18 protein-coding genes are annotated in these 19,531 nt (G+C 32.5%); 13 read left to right on the top strand and 5 right to left on the bottom strand.

Features of this window, described 5'->3' with window-relative positions; translation table 11 throughout:
* Position 1: 1 nt before the first annotated feature.
* From trpD to V6251_RS09925, 11 genes are all read left to right on the top strand, one after another.
* The gene (gene trpD / locus V6251_RS09975; RefSeq protein ID WP_341588108.1) at positions 2–994 is read left to right on the top strand and encodes an anthranilate phosphoribosyltransferase; all 993 of its coding nucleotides are present in this window, start codon (positions 2–4) and stop codon (positions 992–994) included.
* Complete coding sequence (trpC, locus tag V6251_RS09970) at positions 994–1,779, top strand: indole-3-glycerol phosphate synthase TrpC (RefSeq protein WP_341588107.1); 786 nt, start codon at positions 994–996, stop codon at positions 1,777–1,779. Before trpD ends, trpC begins: the two co-directional genes overlap by 1 nt.
* Positions 1,780–1,783: 4 nt before the next feature.
* Positions 1,784–2,419, top strand: a complete 636-nt coding sequence (locus V6251_RS09965; protein ID WP_090841443.1) for a phosphoribosylanthranilate isomerase — start codon at positions 1,784–1,786, stop codon at positions 2,417–2,419.
* Complete coding sequence (trpB, locus tag V6251_RS09960) at positions 2,409–3,590, top strand: tryptophan synthase subunit beta (protein WP_341588106.1); 1,182 nt, start codon at positions 2,409–2,411, stop codon at positions 3,588–3,590. Before V6251_RS09965 ends, trpB begins: the two co-directional genes overlap by 11 nt.
* Before the next feature lie 274 nt (positions 3,591–3,864).
* The gene (locus V6251_RS09955; RefSeq protein ID WP_341588105.1) at positions 3,865–4,146 is read left to right on the top strand and encodes a GIY-YIG nuclease family protein; all 282 of its coding nucleotides are present in this window, start codon (positions 3,865–3,867) and stop codon (positions 4,144–4,146) included.
* Positions 4,147–4,392: 246 nt separating this feature from the next.
* Positions 4,393–5,157, top strand: coding sequence for a tryptophan synthase subunit alpha (trpA, locus tag V6251_RS09950; protein WP_341588104.1), 765 nt, complete (start codon positions 4,393–4,395; stop codon positions 5,155–5,157).
* Positions 5,158–5,166: 9 nt separating this feature from the next.
* Positions 5,167–5,628 carry a GNAT family N-acetyltransferase gene (locus tag V6251_RS09945; RefSeq protein WP_341588103.1) on the top strand — a complete coding sequence of 154 codons (462 nt, stop codon included), beginning with the start codon at positions 5,167–5,169 and terminating at the stop codon, positions 5,626–5,628.
* Positions 5,629–5,736: 108 nt separating this feature from the next.
* The gene (locus V6251_RS09940; protein WP_186439202.1) at positions 5,737–5,886 is read left to right on the top strand and encodes a hypothetical protein; all 150 of its coding nucleotides are present in this window, start codon (positions 5,737–5,739) and stop codon (positions 5,884–5,886) included.
* A 67-nt stretch (positions 5,887–5,953) separates the two neighbouring features.
* Positions 5,954–6,178, top strand: coding sequence for a hypothetical protein (locus tag V6251_RS09935; RefSeq protein WP_145002747.1), 225 nt, complete (start codon positions 5,954–5,956; stop codon positions 6,176–6,178).
* Positions 6,171–6,623, top strand: a complete 453-nt coding sequence (locus V6251_RS09930) for a tRNA (cytidine(34)-2'-O)-methyltransferase (RefSeq protein WP_341588102.1) — start codon at positions 6,171–6,173, stop codon at positions 6,621–6,623. Before V6251_RS09935 ends, V6251_RS09930 begins: the two co-directional genes overlap by 8 nt.
* Positions 6,624–6,626: 3 nt before the next feature.
* Positions 6,627–7,535 (top strand): YitT family protein, encoded by a 909-nt coding sequence (locus tag V6251_RS09925; protein WP_341588101.1) that lies wholly within the window; start codon positions 6,627–6,629, stop codon positions 7,533–7,535.
* A 3-nt stretch (positions 7,536–7,538) separates the two neighbouring features.
* Here the strand turns inward: V6251_RS09925 and V6251_RS09920 are convergent, their stop codons facing one another.
* The 4 genes from V6251_RS09920 to V6251_RS09905 form a co-directional block, all read right to left on the bottom strand.
* On the bottom strand, positions 7,539–7,763 hold the full coding sequence (locus V6251_RS09920) for a VF530 family protein (RefSeq protein ID WP_028283691.1): 225 nt from the start codon (positions 7,761–7,763) through the stop codon (positions 7,539–7,541).
* A complete protein-coding gene (locus V6251_RS09915; protein ID WP_191100388.1) occupies positions 7,763–7,978 on the bottom strand; it encodes a DUF6500 family protein in 216 nt (71 codons plus the stop codon). Before V6251_RS09915 ends, V6251_RS09920 begins: the two co-directional genes overlap by 1 nt.
* A 13-nt stretch (positions 7,979–7,991) precedes the next feature.
* Positions 7,992–9,290: a DEAD/DEAH box helicase gene (locus V6251_RS09910; RefSeq protein WP_341588100.1), complete on the bottom strand. Its 1,299-nt coding sequence runs from the start codon at positions 9,288–9,290 to the stop codon at positions 7,992–7,994.
* Positions 9,291–9,482: 192 nt separating this feature from the next.
* Positions 9,483–10,838 carry a UDP-N-acetylmuramate--L-alanine ligase gene (locus V6251_RS09905; RefSeq protein ID WP_341588099.1) on the bottom strand — a complete coding sequence of 452 codons (1,356 nt, stop codon included), beginning with the start codon at positions 10,836–10,838 and terminating at the stop codon, positions 9,483–9,485.
* Positions 10,839–10,997: 159 nt separating this feature from the next.
* Between V6251_RS09905 and V6251_RS09900 the strand changes: the two genes are divergently transcribed.
* The gene (locus V6251_RS09900) at positions 10,998–11,744 is read left to right on the top strand and encodes a hypothetical protein (protein WP_341588098.1); all 747 of its coding nucleotides are present in this window, start codon (positions 10,998–11,000) and stop codon (positions 11,742–11,744) included.
* Positions 11,745–11,746: 2 nt separating this feature from the next.
* On the opposite strand, the gene V6251_RS09895 is transcribed toward V6251_RS09900, so the two are convergent.
* On the bottom strand, positions 11,747–12,691 hold the full coding sequence (locus V6251_RS09895) for a tetratricopeptide repeat protein (protein ID WP_341588097.1): 945 nt from the start codon (positions 12,689–12,691) through the stop codon (positions 11,747–11,749).
* Positions 12,692–12,865: 174 nt separating this feature from the next.
* On the opposite strand from V6251_RS09895, the gene V6251_RS09890 reads away from it, so the two are divergent.
* Complete coding sequence (locus tag V6251_RS09890; RefSeq protein WP_341588096.1) at positions 12,866–19,402, top strand: alpha-2-macroglobulin family protein; 6,537 nt, start codon at positions 12,866–12,868, stop codon at positions 19,400–19,402.
* The last annotated feature ends 129 nt before the right edge of the window (positions 19,403–19,531 follow it).

Genomic DNA, 19,531 nt, shown 5'->3' with positions numbered 1-19,531 from the left:
TATGAAACAAATACTAAACAGACTAATTAATCAAGAAAGCATCACTGCTGAAGAAGCTAAATACCTTTTAGTCAACATATCTGAAGGCGCATATAATCAAAGTCAAGTAGCCTCTTTCTTAACGGTTTATATGATGCGAAGTATAACTCTAGAAGAGCTTCAAGGGTTTAGAGATGCATTGTTAGAATTATGTATTCATGTAAACTTATCAGAATTTGATCCAATCGATTTATGCGGAACTGGAGGTGACGGAAAAGATACTTTTAACATTTCAACCTTAGCATCATTTGTAACTGCTGGTGCTGGAGTTAATGTGGCAAAACATGGTAACTATGGTGTGTCATCAGCTTCTGGATCTTCCAATGTTATGGAAGCTTTAGGCATTCATTTTTCTAACAAAACAGATTTTTTAAAATACGCCTTAGAAAAAGCAGGCATCTGTGTTTTACACGCACCTCTGTTTCATCCAGCTATGAAAAACGTTGCTCCTATTAGAAAAGAATTGGGTGTAAAAACATTTTTTAATATGCTTGGACCAATGGTAAATCCAGCATTTCCAAACAATCAAATGGTAGGTGTATTTAGCTTAGAGCTACAACGCATATATGGTTACTTATACCAAAATACAGATAAAAATTATAGCATCGTACACGCTTTAGATGGATATGATGAAATTTCATTAACTGGAAATACTAAGATAATTTCCAATACAGCTGAAACAATATTAAACCCTTGCGATTTGGGTCTAAAACAACTTGAACAATCTGAACTATTTGGTGGAAACACAGTTAAAGACGCAGCAAAAATATTTAAAAACATTATAAATGGTAAAGGTACAGACGCGCAAAACAACGTGGTTTGTGCTAATGCAGGTTTAGCAATTGCAACAGCCAAACAAATATCACATTTAGAAGGTTTTGAACTTGCTAAAGAAAGTTTGGAAAGCGGACGTGCAAAAACGAGTTTGGAAAAATTAATCGAACTAAGTAAGTAATGGATATTTTAACTAAAATAGTTAACGACAAACGTATTGAAGTTAACCTACGCAAGCAATTAATACCAATCAAACAATTAGAACAATCCATTCTTTTTGAACGTGAGACTGTTTCACTAGCCGAAAAATTAAAAAAAAGTACGACAGGTATCATTGCAGAGCATAAAAGACGCTCACCTTCAAAACAAGTCATCAATCACGATTTAAATGTCTTTGATGTTGCTAAAGGTTATGAAGATGCTGGTGTTTGCGGAATGTCTGTTTTAACCGATGGGAAATATTTTGGAGGAAGTTTAGACGATTTACTAACTGCAAGAGCAAGTTGTAATTTACCTTTATTAAGAAAAGAGTTTATAATAGATCCGTACCAAATTATTGAAGCTAAAGCTTATGGTGCAGATGTTATTTTATTAATTGCAGCAATCTTAACCAGAGAAGAAATTAAAACCTATTCAGAATTAGCTAAAAGTTTAAATCTTGATGTGCTTTTAGAAGTGCATAACCAAGACGAATTACATAAATCTATTATGCCAAGCTTAGATATGCTGGGTGTTAACAACCGTAATTTAAAAACCTTTGAGGTTAGTTTAGATACAAGCAAACAATTAAGTGATTTAATCCCTGACGATTTTGTAAAAGTATCGGAAAGCGGAATAAGCAATATCGAAGCCATAAAAACACTACAACCCTTTGGTTATAAAGGATTTTTAATTGGCGAAAATTTTATGAAAACTGACAATGCTGGCTTAAGTGCCAAACAATTTATCAAAACATTAAACAACTAAGACTATGAAACTAAAAGTATGCGGAATGAAAAACGAAAACAACATCCTAGATGTTGCTGATCTTAATCCAAATTATATGGGTTTCATTTTTTACGAAAAATCATCGCGTTATTTTAACGGAGTCATTCCAGAATTACCAGAAAGCATCAAAAAAATTGGTGTTTTTGTAAATGCAACGTTCGAGTATATAAAAGGAAAAGTGGATAAGCATGACTTACAAGGAGTGCAATTACACGGTCAAGAAACACCTGAATTGTGTCAACGTTTAAAAGATTTAGACATTGCTGTAATCAAAGTGTTTTCTATAAAAAACCAATTTGACTTCTCTGTTTTAGAACCTTATGAGGATGTTTGTGACAATTATTTATTTGACACAAAAGGAAAAGAACCCGGAGGTAATGGTTACACCTTTAATTGGAATGTTTTAAAAAGCTACCCCTCTTCAAAACCTTACTTTTTAAGTGGCGGTATTGGATTAAACGAAGTAGATGCCATTCTTCTATTTTTAAAGAGGCCGGAATCTTACCTATGCTTTGGATTTGATTTAAATAGCAAATTCGAAACTGCAGCAGGATTAAAAGACACAACAAAACTTAACGATTTTAAACAAAAATTGATAGCACACAATTATGAGTTTTAATATTAACGACAAAGGATATTACGGAGATTTTGGAGGTGCATACATCCCGGAAATGCTATATCCAAACGTAGAAGAATTACGTCAAAACTATCTAAAAATAATGGCAGAACCGTCTTTTAAAGCGGAATTTGACGACTTATTAAAAGATTATGTTGGACGCCCTTCTCCACTCTATTTTGCAAAACGCTTAAGCGAAAAATATAATACTAAAATCTACCTTAAACGCGAAGATTTAAACCATACAGGAGCACACAAAGTAAACAATACCATTGGTCAAATTTTAATGGCACAGCGTTTAGGTAAAACGCGTATTATAGCAGAAACTGGCGCTGGACAACATGGTGTTGCCACAGCTACAGTTTGTGCATTAATGGGTATGAAATGTATTGTTTACATGGGCGAAATTGATATTGCACGCCAAGCACCAAACGTGGCAAGAATGAAAATGTTAGGCGCAGAAGTACGTCCAGCATTATCAGGAAGTCGCACCTTAAAAGATGCCACTAACGAGGCCATTAGAGATTGGATTAATAACCCAGTAGACACACATTATATTATTGGTAGTGTGGTTGGACCACATCCTTACCCAGATATGGTTGCTCGTTTTCAAGCGGTCGTATCAGAAGAGATCAAATGGCAACTAAAAGATAAAGAAGGTACAGAAAAACCTGATTACGTTATAGCCTGTGTTGGAGGTGGTAGTAATGCTGCTGGAGCTTTTTATCATTATTTAGACGATACAGATGTTAATCTTATAGCTGTTGAAGCAGCTGGAAAAGGGATTCATTCTGGAGAAAGCGCTGCAACTTCTGTCCTTGGTAAAGAAGGCATTATTCACGGAAGTAAAACCCTATTAATGCAAACGCAAGATGGGCAGATTACAGAGCCTTATTCGATTTCAGCAGGATTAGATTATCCAGGTGTTGGGCCAATGCACGCTAACTTATATACCACTGGTCGTGCCGAGTTTATCTCAATTACCGATGATCAAGCCATGAAAGCTGGATTAGAATTAAGTCAGTTAGAAGGGATTATTCCAGCAATCGAAAGTTCGCATGCATTTGCCATTTTCGAAGACAAAAAATTTAATCCAGACGACGTTGTTGTTATTAATTTATCAGGTCGTGGTGATAAAGATTTACAAAATTATATAGATTATTTTAAACTGTAATATTTGGGCGTTACCACAAGGGTCAGGCTTTCAAGGCTCGCTCTCTGCGAGGAGCTCAGACAGACCTTTCAATCCTTAACGCGAGAAAATGTAACAGTTTACAGTTAGAAAAACTGACGAGATGCTAAAACAAGTTAAGATTGACGTAACGTTATAACAACCAATCATAATATCGATATTACAAATTAAATTACAACCTCAACGTCATACTGAACTCGTTTCAGTATCACACAAGTAAAAGAAAATAGTAACCTAGTTCCTGTATCTCATAACAATGAAAACAAGTTACACTTACATAATCACTAATAAGTACAGAACAACATTTTATGTAGGTGTAACAGCAGATTTAAATAAGAGAATCACTGAACATCAAAATGGAATTGGTTCTGTGTTTACAAAAAAGTATAATTTAAAAGATTTGATTTACTACGAAATATTTACCGATATTAATCAAGCTTTATTGAGAGAAAAACAAATTAAAAATTGGAAAAAGGAATGGAAACTAAATTTAATTAAAGAACAGAATCCAAAACTTGAAACAATAAAAACAATGTGAATCTGAAACAAGTTCAGATTGACGTAACTGAATAACTAAAAAACACATAACGTCATGCTGAACTCGTTTCAGCATCACACAAAAAATAAAACGTCAGGAAGATCTAAATAATGGAAACACCAAACAATGTGAATCTAAAACAAGTTCAGATTGACGCAACTTAATAACAAAGTAAACCACAAACACAACGTCATACTGTACTCGTTTCAGTATCTCACAGGGAACATAAAATAAATTCATTTAAAAATGAACAGAATAAATCAAAAACTAAAAGAAGACAAAAAGCTATTAAGCATATACTTCTCAGCTGGATACCCAACATTAAACGACACTGTTTCTATTATAAAAGACCTTGAGAAAAACGGAGTTGACATGATTGAAATTGGACTTCCGTTTAGTGACCCTCTAGCAGATGGGCCAACAATACAGGCTAGCTCTACGCAAGCTTTAAAAAACGGAATGACAACAGAGACGTTATTTACGCAATTAAAAGACATTAGAAAAACGGTATCTATTCCTTTAATAATCATGGGCTATTTTAACCCAATGTTACAATATGGTGTTGAGGCGTTTTGTAAAAAATGTCAAGACATCGGAATAGATGGTTTAATTATTCCTGATTTACCAGTAGATGTTTACAACGAGCAATACAAAACTATATTTGAAAAATATGGTTTAATAAATGTCTTTTTAATTACACCACAAACTAGTGTAGAGCGTATTAATTTTATTGACTCTATTTCCAATGGTTTTATCTATATGGTAAGTAGCGCAAGTGTTACAGGAAGTAGCTCTGGTTTTGGAACAGAACAGACAGATTACTTTAAACGTATTGCAGACATGAAGTTAAACAATCCTCAAATTGTAGGTTTTGGTATTTCGGACAATTCAACATTTACGCAAGCCACAACATATGCCAAAGGAGCAATTATTGGAAGTGCTTTTATAAAACACTTAACCAAACACGGTAATACTAAAATTGACACTTTTACAAATTCAATTCTAAAATAAAAATCAAGTATGGCTGCAATTACGTTTAGAGAAGCAACTTTGGAAGACAAACCAAAACTATTACAATTTGAACAACAATTAATTGCCTATGAGCGTCCATTTGATAGTATTTTAAAAGAAAATTGCACGTATTATGACTTAGATTATTTAATTCAATCTAATGAAGCTAAATTAGTTGTTGCTACAGTAAACAACCATTTAATAGCTTGTGGATACGCCAAAATTATAAAAGCAAAAGCGTATCATACCATCGACAGATATACTTATATGGGTTTTATGTATGTAGCTCCAGAATTTAGAGGTCAAGGTGTCATTCAAAATATAATCGAGCAATTAAAACAATGGTCAATTAGTTTAAATATTTTTGAAACTAGATTAGAAGTTTATAGTGATAACGAATCTGCAATAAAAGCGTATCAGAAAAAAGGGTTTAAAAACAGAATGATTGAAATGAAAATGGATCTTAAATAAACCTTTTAAGAGAGTTTAACACTTAGAGACAAGACTTTAACTAAGCCTTGTGAGACAATAACTTAAGTTAATAGTATCTTTATTACGAACCAAAAAAACAATAAAATTATGGGAATGATAAAAGATAGAAAGAAATTTGAAACTAAGGTTAGACAAACAAATCCTACAAATCCAACTGCAAATACAAAGTTGGAAACCAATGATTTTGATATCGATAAATCGACAATTAAAAAACAGCAAAATAAAACAAATAGCTAATCCAAATTAGCCTATTTATTAAATGCCTATTCAGTATATTTGAATAGGCATTTTTTTATTCAATTTCATGAAACTACTCAACGACTTCCGACTAATTATATTACTCTGTTTAACCCTAGGTTTAGCGCCTTTTTTTCCAGAACCTCATATCTGGGGAAAATTACAATGGATTGCAGGTGGTGCAAAAGGTATGCAACTTAAAGATTGGTTTGATGTACTTTTACATGGATTCCCTTGGATACTTTTAGTTAGAGTAATAATTGTTAAATTAACAACCAAATCCAATGCTTAACATTGTTTTAATAGAACCAGAAATACCAAATAACACAGGGAATATTGGCAGATTAGCACTAGCTTCCGGAAGCACATTACATTTAGTAAAACCTTTTGGTTTTGAGCTAAGTGACAAACGTTTAAAACGTGCTGGATTAGATTACTGGAAACATTTAAACGTCGTGATGTACAACTCGGTTGATGATTTTTTTGAAATAAATAAAGATGCCAATTTTGCATTTTTTTCCAGTCATGGCACAAAATCGCATTGGGACATTCCTTTTAAGGATGATCAATTTTTAGTTTTCGGGAAAGAGTCCGTTGGACTAGGAAGCACTATAATAGAAAAGCATAAAAAATCATTATATAAAATCCCTCTGTACAGTGAGCATATAAGAAGTTTAAACTTAGCAAATTCTGTTGGGATTGTTGTGTATGAAGGCTTAAGAAAACTACAAAAATAACTTATGAAAAAAAGTAAAATAATTAAATCACTGTCAGAATATGCTCAAATTGCACTTGGTATTATATTGGCTAGTATTGGATTAAAAGCATTCTTACTTCCAAACCGTTTCTTGGATGGTGGTGTAACTGGAATAGCATTATTAATAAGTAGACTAGTTGATATAAACATATCTTTATTATTAGTTGTGCTAAGTATTCCGTTTTTAATCATTGGTTATTTTACGGTTTCAAGACGCATTATTTTAAAGTCTGTTATTAGTATAATTGGATTAGCACTATTTATTCATTTTGAAAATTTCGAAATAATTACAGAAGATAAGTTTTTAATATCCATTTTTGGTGGTCTGTTTTTGGGAGCAGGAATTGGAATAGCCATTAGAAATGGATCTGTTTTAGATGGATCAGAAATTTTAGGTGTTTTTATTAACGACCGATTTGGAATAAGTATTGGAAAAGTCATCCTACTTTTTAATGTCATATTGTTTACAATTACAGCTTTTGTTATTTCAAAAGAAATAGCCATGTATTCTATACTTACATATATTGTAACTGCTAAAGTAACTGATATGGTTATTGAAGGTTTTGAGGACTTTATAGGTGTATCCATTGTATCTAAAGATTACGAAAAGATTAAAGTCGCAATTATTAAAGAGCTTGGTGCTGGAATGACCATTTACAAAGGAAAAAAAGGGTTTGTAAATAAAAATGAAAACGAAGAATTAGATATTATTCATACGATTATTAATCGTATTGATATCAAAAAAATGTACCGAATTATATCTGATATAGATGATGATGCTTTTATTGTTGAGTTTGATGTAAACAACGTAAAAGGTGGCGTTTTAAGACGCTATTTAGACCGAAAAAAGGGAGAAAAACTAGCAAACTTTTTGTCGCAAAATCCTTTTTAAAAACTATTTGTTTTTTTTCAAATAGCTTAAATACATATTTTCTACCTTAGTCCTAGCCCAAGGTGTACGACGTAAAAATTTAAGACTAGATTTAATAGAAGGATTGTCTGTAAAGCACTTAATTTTCACAACATGACCCATATATTCCCAACCATAATGTGATTGTAAATCCGTTATGATTTGTTCTAACTTAATTCCGTGTAAAGGATTATTCTTTTGTGTTTCCACTAACTATTTTCTATTAAGCTTTTAATTTTGACTGCTTTTTCAAAATGATCTAATTGGTGTGTCTGTATCCACCAAGTTGCTGCTTCCATTAATAACTCTGGATTATCATTTTTATTTTTAAAAAAAGCATAAAAAGAGACACCAACAGTGTCTCCTTTTTGAGCTATTTTTTTATTACAAACTTCAATTATTTTATCTTTTAAATCAATAGTCATAACTTGTAATTAATTAACGTCTACTGTCGTTGTTTCTACTTTTAGTTCTTGACCTATTACGACCACCTGAATTAGATGACGTATTACTTTTAGATTTACCTTTTTCGCCTTTAGGCTTATTATTTCTAGGTTGTTGTCTTCTATTTTGACCTGGTTTAATTGGTGCAGTTGATGCGTTTGGATCAGGCTCAAAACCTTCTAAAATTTCCACTGGTAGTTTCATACCAATTAACTTTTCTATATCGCGTAAAAAAGTAGTTTCGTCTGCACTAACCAAACTTATCGCTTCTCCATTTGCTCCTGCACGACCTGTACGACCAATACGATGTACATAATCTTCAGAGATATTAGGAATTTCAAAGTTAATAACGTGTGGTAATAATGGTATGTCTAGTCCACGTGCAGCAATATCTGTTGCTACTAATACACTAACGCTTCCGCTTTTAAAACCAGCTAAAGCTTTTGTACGTGCACCTTGACTTTTATTACCATGTATTGCAGCTGCTTTAATACCAGCTTTAATCATTTTTTCTACTAACTTATTTGCACCATGCTTAGTACGCGTAAAAACTAATACTTGCTTCCAGTTACCATCTGTAATTAACTTAATAATTAAGTCGGTTTTTTTTCCTTTAGCTACTCTAAATATCTTTTGTGTAATTGCTTCTACAGTCGTGTTTTCTGGTGTAGCTTCAACTTGGACTGGACGATTTAAAATCCCGTTTGCTAATTTTCTAATATCTTTAGAAAACGTTGCAGAAAACATTAAGTTTTGTCTCTTATCAGGCATAAGCTTCATGACACGTTCTATATCGCGTAAAAAACCCATATCTAACATACGGTCTGCTTCATCTAAAACAAAAATCTCAACACGTTTTAAAGACAATAATCCTTGACTTTCTAAATCAATTAAACGACCTGGAGTAGCGACCAATACATCGATACCTTGACGGATGGTTGCTGCTTGTGGCTTTTGATTAACTCCTCCAAAAATAACAGCACTACGTAAGTTTAAAAACTCACTATACTCTTTTACATTAGCATAAACTTGAGCTGCTAACTCACGTGTTGGCGTTAAAATTAAAGCACGAATAGGTCTATATTTTTCTTTCGGGTTTTCCGATAATATATGTAATAAAGGCAGTGTAAAACCTGCAGTTTTTCCTGTACCTGTTTGTGCAGAAGCTAACACATCATGACCTTGTAATACTGGCGGAATGGCTTTTGCTTGAATTGGACTTGGTGTAGTGTATCCTTTTTTACTAATTGCTTTTAGTAAGGCTTCAGATAGGCCTAAAGATTGAAATGACATAAATACTGTTTATTGAGATAAACACTATTTAATTAGGCTACCTCTTTTAATTTAATGCAAAGGTACTGCTAAATTATGGTTTTAATATTTTTATTAGGTTTTGTTTGTGTTTTAGTGCATTTACGCCACTTAAAACAAAACAAAAATAGACTTACTTTATTTGCTTAATTAAAAAGTAAGTCTACGTAAAATTTAATCTATCAATCCTTTAACTGCATCAAAATCTAAACCTCCATAATTACCAGAACTCATTAATAACAAGGCTTTATTATCAAAGTTTTGCTTAAACAAAAAGTCTTTAAATGCTTCTGGATTGGTGTATATAATTAAATCTTCACGCTGAAAAGCATTGGCAATTTGCTCATGCGATACTATATCTAATTTTTTAATTTCTACAGCATGCGGACTATAAAACACCACTGCTACATCTGCAGCATCTAATGCTCCTTTATATTCTTTTAAAAATTCGGCATTTAAACTACTATAAGTATGTAACTCTAAACAAGCCACTAACGTACGGTTTTGATATTGCTCTTTAACAGCGTTAGTAGTAGCTTCTACTTTACTTGGCGAGTGTGCAAAATCTTTAAAAGCAACACTGGTGTTACTTTCGGCAATTTTCTCTAAACGTTTACTTGCGCCTTTAAAAGTAGAAATGGCTTCGTAAAAATCGTCTTCATCAATTCCCATATGTTGGCAAATCCATTTGGCACCTGCTAAATTGTTTAGGTTATGTTTTCCAAAAATTTCAATTGGCATTGGACCTTCAGGAGTTTCTAATAACGTTTCACCATCTTCCACAGTATAATCTGGTGTGTGATAAGCAATCTTACGTATTGGATTTACAGATGCTTCAACTACGCGCTTAACCTCTGCGTCTTCTTCGTTATAATTTATGCTTCCTCCTTTTACAATACTATCTACAAAAATGCTAAACTGCTCGACATAATTTTCATAGGTAGGAAACACATTAATATGGTCCCAAGCAATTCCGCTTAACAAAGCAATATTTGGTTTGTATAAATGAAATTTTGGTCTCCTATCTATTGGACTGCTTAAATACTCATCACCTTCTAACACAATAAAGTCGTTATCATCGGTTAGTTTAACCATAACATCAAACCCTTCTAATTGTGCACCAACCATATAATCCACATCACGATCATGGTAATGCATAACATGTAAAATCATGGATGTTATTGTCGTTTTACCATGACTTCCACCAATAACTACTCTAGTTTTATGCTTAGATTGTTCGTATAAAAACTCTGGATAACTGTAAATTTTAAGTCCCAAATCTTGTGCTTTTAGTAACTCTGGATTATCTGCTTTAGCATGCATACCTAAAACTATGGCATCCAGATTATCACTAATTTTTTCCGGAAACCAACCAAATTGTTCTGGTAATAATCCCTTTGCTTCTAATCTAGATTTAGAAGGTTCAAAAATCGTATCATCACTTCCTGAAACTTGGTAACCTTTGTTGTGTAATGCTAATGCCAAATTGTGCATAGCACTTCCGCCAATAGCTATAAAATGTACTTTCATTATCCTAATTTTGTAGAGTAATCAAAGATAGTAATTGCTAACAAAAATAAGGGTTAGCAATTATCCTTTTTAAAATCTTTTTTTAGTTACTTACAGCAAATTAATTTGTGCTTAAATTATATTAAGGGTATTATTGTTATATAATTTTAGATATACCTTATGACTTCGGACACGTTCAGTAACTTAATAAATAACCATAAAGCATTAAATTTACTTTTAAACGAGAAAGAAATCACGGGTTTTTCGGATTTTTCAAAAATTGATTTTGTTGATGATGCTTTTAAAACATATATCGAAGACCAATACATTGAAAGCTTTAAAACTATTTACAATAACTATGCAGTACAATCTACTAACACTGCAAAAACAAATGCTTTTTTAAGGTCTACCCAATTTTTAGCCACAAGAAAAGTAATTGATGTTGTTGCAATCCAGTACCATCCAGAACTAGTTAAAACTTTAGACGTTTTAAAACATGCTAAAGAAACAGTAGATAAAAAGCCAGAAAATTTTAATGTTCCGTTAGTTAAAAACGCTCTAAACGTTACTATTTTAAATATCTGTAACCGTTTGGACAGCTCTGAAATTATAAAAAAAGATAAAAATCAACTTATCGCTTATTGCTTATATATCTGTGATGTTTTAGAAGACATTAGCCCTAAACATCATAAAGATATTTATGTTGCTAGAGAGGACATTTTAAAATATCTCCAGAAAATAGATAGCTATTCTGCTTCAGAAAACCATATTTACTTAGCTTCAAAAAAAGGTAAAGATAACGCAACATTTAGAGGTCAAAAGCCAATATTAGAGAAAAAAGTAAAAAAGCGTGGCGTTGGTTATTACGCCTTAATCGCTTTAGGTATTGCCTATTTTTTATTTAAACTATTTAGACGCATGGGATAAATTTACAATCCTTGCTTAAACGTTTTAAATACATCAATACTTGGTAATTCGGCTATAGCCAAATCAATATATTTTTTAGCATTAGTAATGTCTTTCTTGTGCTTATATATTTGCGCTAATCTGTAATTTGCCCAAGCTTTTGGAACACCATCTTTAGCTGAATAATTTTGGACATAAACTTTTAAACAACGCTCTCCTTTATCTAATTGCACGTTATAATCTGCGCACACCTTACCTATTTGGTAATGCAAACTATTGCGTTGGTGTTTAATTTGTGCAGCTTCCAAATTAGAGACTGCTTTTTCTGGTTGCTTTTCTTTTTCGTAAAGCGCTGTTAACTTATCGTAGCACGTTAAAGAGCCTCCAACTTTTATAGCCTTTAGGTAATATTCTTCTGCTAATTCTGGCTCGTCGTCATATTCATAAATATAACCTTTAGCCAAATAACCATCTACCTTAGACAGATTTTCAAGCTCATTAGCGTACTTTAAAGATTTACTTTTACTTCCACCAATAATACCTGGTAATTGCATGTATAATTCTACCAAAGCCCAACGTGCTTCAATATGATTTGGGTCTAATTCTGCAGCTTTTAAAAAAGAGGATTTTACGTCTCCAATAATTCCTAAAGCAGAAATTTTACTTACAGATAAGGCTTTCATCCCTAAAGCGCCTCCTAATTTATAATGGTAGTTTGCTGTATTAGGTTTAGTATTTACTAGCTTTTTATATTCTGCAGCAGCTTCATCCCATTTTTTTTGATGACCATACGCATCACCTAACAACTCAATAGCTTCTAGATTTGCAGAATGATAATTTACATAAGCAGATAATTCTTGTTCTGCTTTAGCAAATTGTTTACTATCAATATAGGTCTTCCCTTTCTCTATTGAGGTCTGAGCAAAAATAGTTAACGGTAATAATAAGGTTACTAAAAATGATTTCATATTGAATGTTAAAGGTTTACAAAAATAGCATTCTCTTGGTATTGTTTTTGATTAATTTGGTTAAATATTATTTAACTTTAAATTTATCACTCGTCACTCATTGAAACGTTTACTTTACACATTTATGTTATTACAATCATAAAAAGCAAAGTACCTTGTTTAAAAATTAATAAAATGAAACATATATTATCGCTATTAATGGTATTACTTTTTGCAACGTCCCACTCTCAAACCAACAACTATTCCAAACTTTGGGAAACTGTAGAAAATCACGAAATTAATGGCCTTCCAAAAAGTGCGCTAGAAGTTGTTAATACCATACAAGACAAAGCCTTAGCAGACAATAACACAGCACAACGTATTAAAGTTTTACTATTTAAAAGCAAGTTTGCATTATTGCTAGAGGAAGATGCTCAACTTAGTATTGTTAACGATTTTAAAGCAGAAATTGCCAAAACAGAAGCACCTACTAAAAATGTGCTAGAAAACATGTTGGCAACGTTGTATTGGCAATACTTTCAGCAAAACAGATATCAATTTTATAGACGCACAAAAACTGCACAAAAAGCAGATGCAGTTGATTTTAGAACTTGGGATTTAGAGACCCTTTTTACTGAAATCCAAACGCTTTTTGCCAGCTCTTTACAAAATGGATTAATACTTCAACAAACACCAACACATCAATTTGAAGCTATAATTACTAAAGGAAAAGACGCTGAAATTTACAGACCAACTTTATTTGACTTTTTAAGCCATAACGCCTTAGAATTTTACAGAACACCAGAAAACAGAATTACGCAACCAGCCTATAAATTTAATATTGATGATGAGCAATTTTTAACAGACTCTAAACCGTTTTCTGACTTAAAAATCACCTCTATAGATTCGACATCATTACAATTACAAGCATTAAAAGTATATCAAGATTTAATTAAATTTCACTTAAAAGACAAAACACCGTATGCCTTAACGGAATTAAATACTGAGCGATTAGACTACGTCTACTACAATGCCACTTTTGAAAATAAAGACGACCTATATTTAAAAGCACTACAAACCGAAGCTGAAAAATATAAAAATCATGAAGTTTCTGGGCTTTACCTTTTTAAAATAGCCACACTTTATAACACACAAGGTTTTAACTATAACAAGGACACAAATGCTGATGTAAGATTTAAAATTAAAGATGCTTTAGCTATGTGCAAACAAGTCATAGCAAAGTTTCCGAATAGTAAAGGTGCTGGTTTGTGCAGTGCTTTACAGGCTCAAATTTTAGAACCTAGTTTAACCATTCAAACCGAACAAAACATACCAATTAATACGTATTCGCGTTTTTTAATTAGCTATAAAAACATTCAAAACTTAACCTTTAACGCTTATATAATAAGTAAAAAACAATACGATGCGTATTTAAAATTATATAAAGAGGAAGATAAAAAAGACTTTATCAAAAAACTAAGTTCAACAAAAACTTGGTCGTCTACCTTAAAGGATGAAAATGATTACCAACAACACACCATTGAAACTTTAGTACCTCAATTAGATAATGGATTATATCTTATTGTAGGACAAACTACAGATTTAAAATCAGATTTTTTTGCAACAGCCTTAACCCAAGTGACTGATATAGCTATTGTAAACTATCAAGATAATAATCAAGATTTTTTCCAAGTCATTAATCGTAATAACGGAGCACCATTAGCAAACACAAAAGTAGACCTTGACTATACCTACCGTAACGAGAAAATACACACTAAAACCACAACCACAGACTCAAAAGGTATTATTGCTTTAAGCAAAACCAATAATTATAATCGCAGTAATATTAATTTAACGGTAAAATCTAATGATGATACTGCCTATTTTGGCAGCTATTACATGTATAATTACAAACGTAGTCGTGAAGATAATGACACCAATTATCAAGCTTTTGTTTTTACCGATCGTAGTATCTACAGACCATCCCAAACCGTTTACTTTAAAGCAATTGCTTTAAAAATCAAAAACAACAAAACTGAGGTATATACTAATAAAAAAATACAAGTCATTTTATATAATACTAATGGCGAAAAAGCAAGCACATTAGATTTAATTACTAATGATTTTGGATCTGTTTCAGGCGAATTTATTTTACCTAACGATGGATTAACAGGTAATTATAGCATTCAAATTAACGATGCAGATCTTTATGGTCAGACTTCTATTTCGGTTGAAGAATATAAGCGTCCTAAATTTGAAACCAATTTTAATCCCATTACCGAAACGTTTAAAGTTAATGACAGCATTACTGTAAAAGGCGAAGCTATAGCTTTTGCAGGTAGTAAAATTACAGATGCAAAGGTCGTTTATCGTGTGGTTAGAAACGTACAATATCCTGCTTGGTATAGATGGTATAGACCTAGTTATACTAGTGAATCGCAAGAAATAACACATGGCGAAACAACAACAAATGCAGATGGTAATTATGAACTTGTATTTAAAGCCATACCAGATGAAAAAGTTGATAAATCTGGCTTACCAATTTTTAGTTACAAAGTCACAGCAGACGTCACAGATATTAATGGCGAAACAAGAAGCACCTCAACAATTGTAAAAGTCGGATATCACGCGTTAACAGCTACTATTGACATTGCTTCTACCATTGACAAAACAAAAAAAGACAATCAAATTACTATTACTACTCAAAACTTAAATGGTCAATTTGTAGCAGCCAAAGGGACTTTAAAGATTTACAAATTGCAAGCTCCTGATAATGTATTAAGACCACGACCATGGAGCATTCCGGATTACAATGGTTTTACAAAAACAGAATTTAAAAACTACTTTCCGCATGATGCTTACAACAATGAGGATAATCCAGAACATTGGGAAAAAGGCGACTTAGTTTTATCCAAAACGTTTGACACAGAAAAATCTAAAACTATAGACTTAAAAAACACCAAAAAATGGCTGTCTGGAGCCTACATTTTAGAACTAGAAACTAAAGACAAGTTTGGTCAAGAGGTTAAGGATATTGCTAAAACCATGTTGTTTTCGGACAAGGATAAAACCCTTGCAGACCAGCAATTAATTACAGTTACAACAGATAAAACCAGTTATAATGTTGGTGACAAAGCAATTTTAACCTTTGCAAGCGCTGCCAAAAACATAACTGTTACAGTTAGTATAGAACGTGATTATCAAATCACGGAAAACCATACTGTTACTTTAAACCAAAACAAAAAAACGATAAGTATACCTATTGACAAAAACGATTTAGGCGGTTTTGGTGTTCATTATAGCTTGGCAGCATTTAATAGTTACTCAGATGGTAGTCTAACCATAAATGTGCCTTATCCTCAAACAGATTTAGAGATTGAAACACTTACGTTTAGAGACAAACTTCAACCAGGAACAGACGAAACTTGGAGCTTTAAAGTTAAAGGAACAAAAGGCGAAAAAATTACATCCGAGTTTTTAGCTAGCATGTATGATGCGTCTCTTGATCAGTTTAAATCACACAACTGGAATTACTCACCATTTAAACCGCTAACCTATTACACGTCTTTTAGAAAAAATAATGGAAAAAGTTTTGGCGTAACCCATTTTAGAGTGGATAGGGTTTATGAATACCATAGTTTTAATAATTTAAAAAGCTTTGATCAATTTAATTGGTTTGGGTTTTCTATTAATAATAACGGTTGGTTTTATAACAATTACATCAATTCGCTTAGAGTAAGCAAAACTAGAACCTCTTATGATGGTAATGTAAAAGATGGTTATGTAAAAGGAACCGTAATTGACGAGAACGGATTACCATTACCCACTGCTGCAATTGCTGTTAAAGGTAGTACAGAAAGTACAACTACAGACTTTGATGGTAACTTTATTATTAAAGCAAAAACTGGCGCTATTTTAACTTTTAGCTATGTTGGCTATGGTACAATCCAAAAAACAATTGGAGTTGATAACGTCTTTAATATAACACTAAAACCTGACAACACTTTAGATGAAGTGGTTATAACTGCATTAGGTGTTGAGAGAAAGGCTGATGAACTTACAGGTGCAACTGAAAATGAATTTGACTATTATAGAGGAAATGATTACACAAAGAAAGCTTTAAATGAAGATGGCACTGTAAAAAAAATCACTCTTAGAGGAAATAGATCCTTAACTGGTGACAAAGCAGCGTTAATTGTAGTTGATGGTGTGATAATGTCTGCAGACCAAGTTAGTAATCTTGATCCAAATTCTATACTAAACACTCAAGTATTAAAAGGTGCAGGTGGAACTGCCTTATATGGATCTCAAGGTGCCAATGGTGTAATAATTATTACAACAAATAAAGGTGCATCAGAAGATTTCTCTCAAGTTAAAGCAAGAACAAATTTACAAGAAACCGCTTTTTTCTTTCCGCAATTAGCTACAGATAAAGATGGTAATGTGTCCTTTAATTTTACAACACCAGAAGCATTAACTAGATGGAATCTTAATGTGTTTGCACATGACAAACAAGGTAACTATGCCCAAAACACGCTGCAAACCGTTACACAAAAAGAATTGATGGTGTTACCAAATGTGCCACGTTTTTTGCGTCAAGGTGACCAAATACAGATTAGCACAAAAATTGCAAATCTTAATACAAAGGATTTAACAGGTACAGCAGTGCTTCAGTTGTTTGATGCATTGACTGGAAAAGCTATAGATTCGGAATTATCCAATACGTTAAACCAGCAATCATTTTCCGCGAAAGCAAAAGGAAATACACAAGTCACATGGACGCTGTCCATTCCGGATAACGTTAGTGCGATTCAATATAAAATATTAGCAAAATCTGGTGATTTTAGCGATGGTGAACAAAATGCCTTACCTGTTTTAACCAATAGAATGTTGGTGACTGAAACCCTTCCAATGTGGATTAAAAGCAACCAAACCAAAACCTTTACATTGGATAAGTTAAAGACCAATACGTCGGCTACTTTAAAGCATCACAAATTAACATTAGAGATGACTAGCAATCCTGCTTGGTACGCTATACAAGCATTACCCTATTTAATGGAATATCCATATGAGTGTAATGAGCAAACCTTTAGCAGATTTTATGCTAATGCCTTAGCTAGCCATATTGTTAATAGTAATCCACGTGTCAAAGAGGTGTTTAACCAATGGAAAAATACAGATGCGTTATTGAGTAATCTAGAAAAAAACGAAGAATTAAAATCTATTTTAATACAAGAAACACCTTGGTTACGTGATGCACAGTCAGAGACAGAACAGAAAAAACGTATTGCTTTACTGTTTGATTTAAATAAAATGAATAATGAGTTAACACGTGCTAAAACAAAATTAAAAAACAACCAAATGTCAAATGGTGGCTGGTCTTGGTTTGGAGATTATCGTGTTAACCGTTACATCACACAACATATTATTACAGGTTTTGGACATCTTAAAAAATTAAATGTAGTTGATGGCAAAGATGAAGACATTACAAATATGGTGGAAAATGCATTACAGTATTTGGATGATGAATTTGAAAAAGAATACAACGACTTAACAAAATATAGTAATACTATAGATTACACCAAGGACCATTTAAGTTATACGCAGTTACATTATTTATACATGCGAAGCTTTTTTCCAGAATTTAAACTGTCGAAAAAACAACAAGAGATACACAACTATTACTTGTCACAAATTAGAAACTATTGGTTACAGCGTCCATTATATGCTAAAGGAATGATGGCTTTAATAATGAAACGTAATAACGATACGACAACAGCTAAAGCCATTTTAAAATCGGTTAGCGAAAACAGTATTACGTCTAACGAATTAGGTATGTATTGGAAAGAAAACACAAACTCTTACTATTGGTATCAAGCATCCATTGAAACACAAGCCTTAATGATTGAAGCTTTTGCTGAAGCTGGTACAATACTACAAACCGAAGCTAAAAACATTGAAACGATTGATAACCTTAAAATATGGTTACTTAAAAACAAACAGACCAACCAATGGAAAACAACAAAAGCAACCACAGATGCTGTCTATGCTTTATTATTACAAGGTAACGATTGGCTAAGTGTAACAGAAATGGTTGATGTGGTTTTAGGTGACGAAAAAATAACACCTGCTACATTAGAAGATGTAAAAGTAGAAGCTGGAACAGGTTACTACAAAACCTCTTGGTCTGGAACGGAAATTACTCCTAAAATGGCTGAAGTCAAGCTAACCAAAAAAGGAAATGGCATTGCTTGGGGAAGTTTATACTGGCAATATTTTGAGGATTTAGATAACATAACGTCTGCAGAAACGCCTTTAAAACTTAAAAAACAATTATACTTAAAAACCAATACAGATACAGGTGAACTTATTACTGCCATAACAAATGAAACTAAATTAAAAGTTGGAGATTTAGTAAGAGTCCGTATAGAATTACGTAGTGATCGCACTATGGAATTTGTACACATGAAAGATATGCGTGCTGCAGGATTAGAACCTGTAAATGTACTTAGTCAATACAAATATCAAGATGGTTTAGGGTATTATGAAGCGACTAAAGATGCATCTACCAACTTCTTTTTTGACTATTTACCAAAAGGTATTTTTGTCTTTGAATATGATTTACGCGTTAATAATGCTGGTAATATGAGTAATGGTATTACAACTATACAAAGTATGTATGCTCCAGAATTTAGTAGTCATAGTGAAGGTGTACGCATTGAGGTAGAATAAATTCAGCTTAACTAAACAAAAAAGCTTTTATTAATTTGGAAGCTTTTTTTTATACACATAACTCACTTAACCACAATAAACTACAGTGGCTAAAAAATGATTTAGGCATTTAACCAACCTACTTTTGAC

It is taken from the genome of Olleya sp. Ti.3.14, assembly GCF_038154885.1.
GTDB lineage: Bacteria > Bacteroidota > Bacteroidia > Flavobacteriales > Flavobacteriaceae > Olleya.
Note: the sequence above shows the minus strand (reverse complement) of the source record. Positions and strands in the feature narration are given on the sequence as shown.

What these genes read in the sequence shown, in the direction of transcription:
- trpD (WP_341588108.1), top strand. Translation starts at nt 2, where the DNA reads ATGAAACAAATACTAAACAGACTAATTAATCAAGAAAGCATCACTGCT.
- trpC (WP_341588107.1), top strand. Translation starts at nt 994, where the DNA reads ATGGATATTTTAACTAAAATAGTTAACGACAAACGTATTGAAGTTAAC.
- V6251_RS09965 (WP_090841443.1), top strand. Translation starts at nt 1,784, where the DNA reads ATGAAACTAAAAGTATGCGGAATGAAAAACGAAAACAACATCCTAGAT.
- trpB (WP_341588106.1), top strand. Translation starts at nt 2,409, where the DNA reads ATGAGTTTTAATATTAACGACAAAGGATATTACGGAGATTTTGGAGGT.
- V6251_RS09955 (WP_341588105.1), top strand. Translation starts at nt 3,865, where the DNA reads ATGAAAACAAGTTACACTTACATAATCACTAATAAGTACAGAACAACA.
- trpA (WP_341588104.1), top strand. Translation starts at nt 4,393, where the DNA reads ATGAACAGAATAAATCAAAAACTAAAAGAAGACAAAAAGCTATTAAGC.
- V6251_RS09945 (WP_341588103.1), top strand. Translation starts at nt 5,167, where the DNA reads ATGGCTGCAATTACGTTTAGAGAAGCAACTTTGGAAGACAAACCAAAA.
- V6251_RS09940 (WP_186439202.1), top strand. Translation starts at nt 5,737, where the DNA reads ATGGGAATGATAAAAGATAGAAAGAAATTTGAAACTAAGGTTAGACAA.
- V6251_RS09935 (WP_145002747.1), top strand. Translation starts at nt 5,954, where the DNA reads ATGAAACTACTCAACGACTTCCGACTAATTATATTACTCTGTTTAACC.
- V6251_RS09930 (WP_341588102.1), top strand. Translation starts at nt 6,171, where the DNA reads ATGCTTAACATTGTTTTAATAGAACCAGAAATACCAAATAACACAGGG.
- V6251_RS09925 (WP_341588101.1), top strand. Translation starts at nt 6,627, where the DNA reads ATGAAAAAAAGTAAAATAATTAAATCACTGTCAGAATATGCTCAAATT.
- V6251_RS09915 (WP_191100388.1), bottom strand. Translation starts at nt 7,978, where the DNA reads ATGACTATTGATTTAAAAGATAAAATAATTGAAGTTTGTAATAAAAAA.
- V6251_RS09910 (WP_341588100.1), bottom strand. Translation starts at nt 9,290, where the DNA reads ATGTCATTTCAATCTTTAGGCCTATCTGAAGCCTTACTAAAAGCAATT.
- V6251_RS09905 (WP_341588099.1), bottom strand. Translation starts at nt 10,838, where the DNA reads ATGAAAGTACATTTTATAGCTATTGGCGGAAGTGCTATGCACAATTTG.
- V6251_RS09900 (WP_341588098.1), top strand. Translation starts at nt 10,998, where the DNA reads ATGACTTCGGACACGTTCAGTAACTTAATAAATAACCATAAAGCATTA.
- V6251_RS09895 (WP_341588097.1), bottom strand. Translation starts at nt 12,691, where the DNA reads ATGAAATCATTTTTAGTAACCTTATTATTACCGTTAACTATTTTTGCT.
- V6251_RS09890 (WP_341588096.1), top strand. Translation starts at nt 12,866, where the DNA reads ATGAAACATATATTATCGCTATTAATGGTATTACTTTTTGCAACGTCC.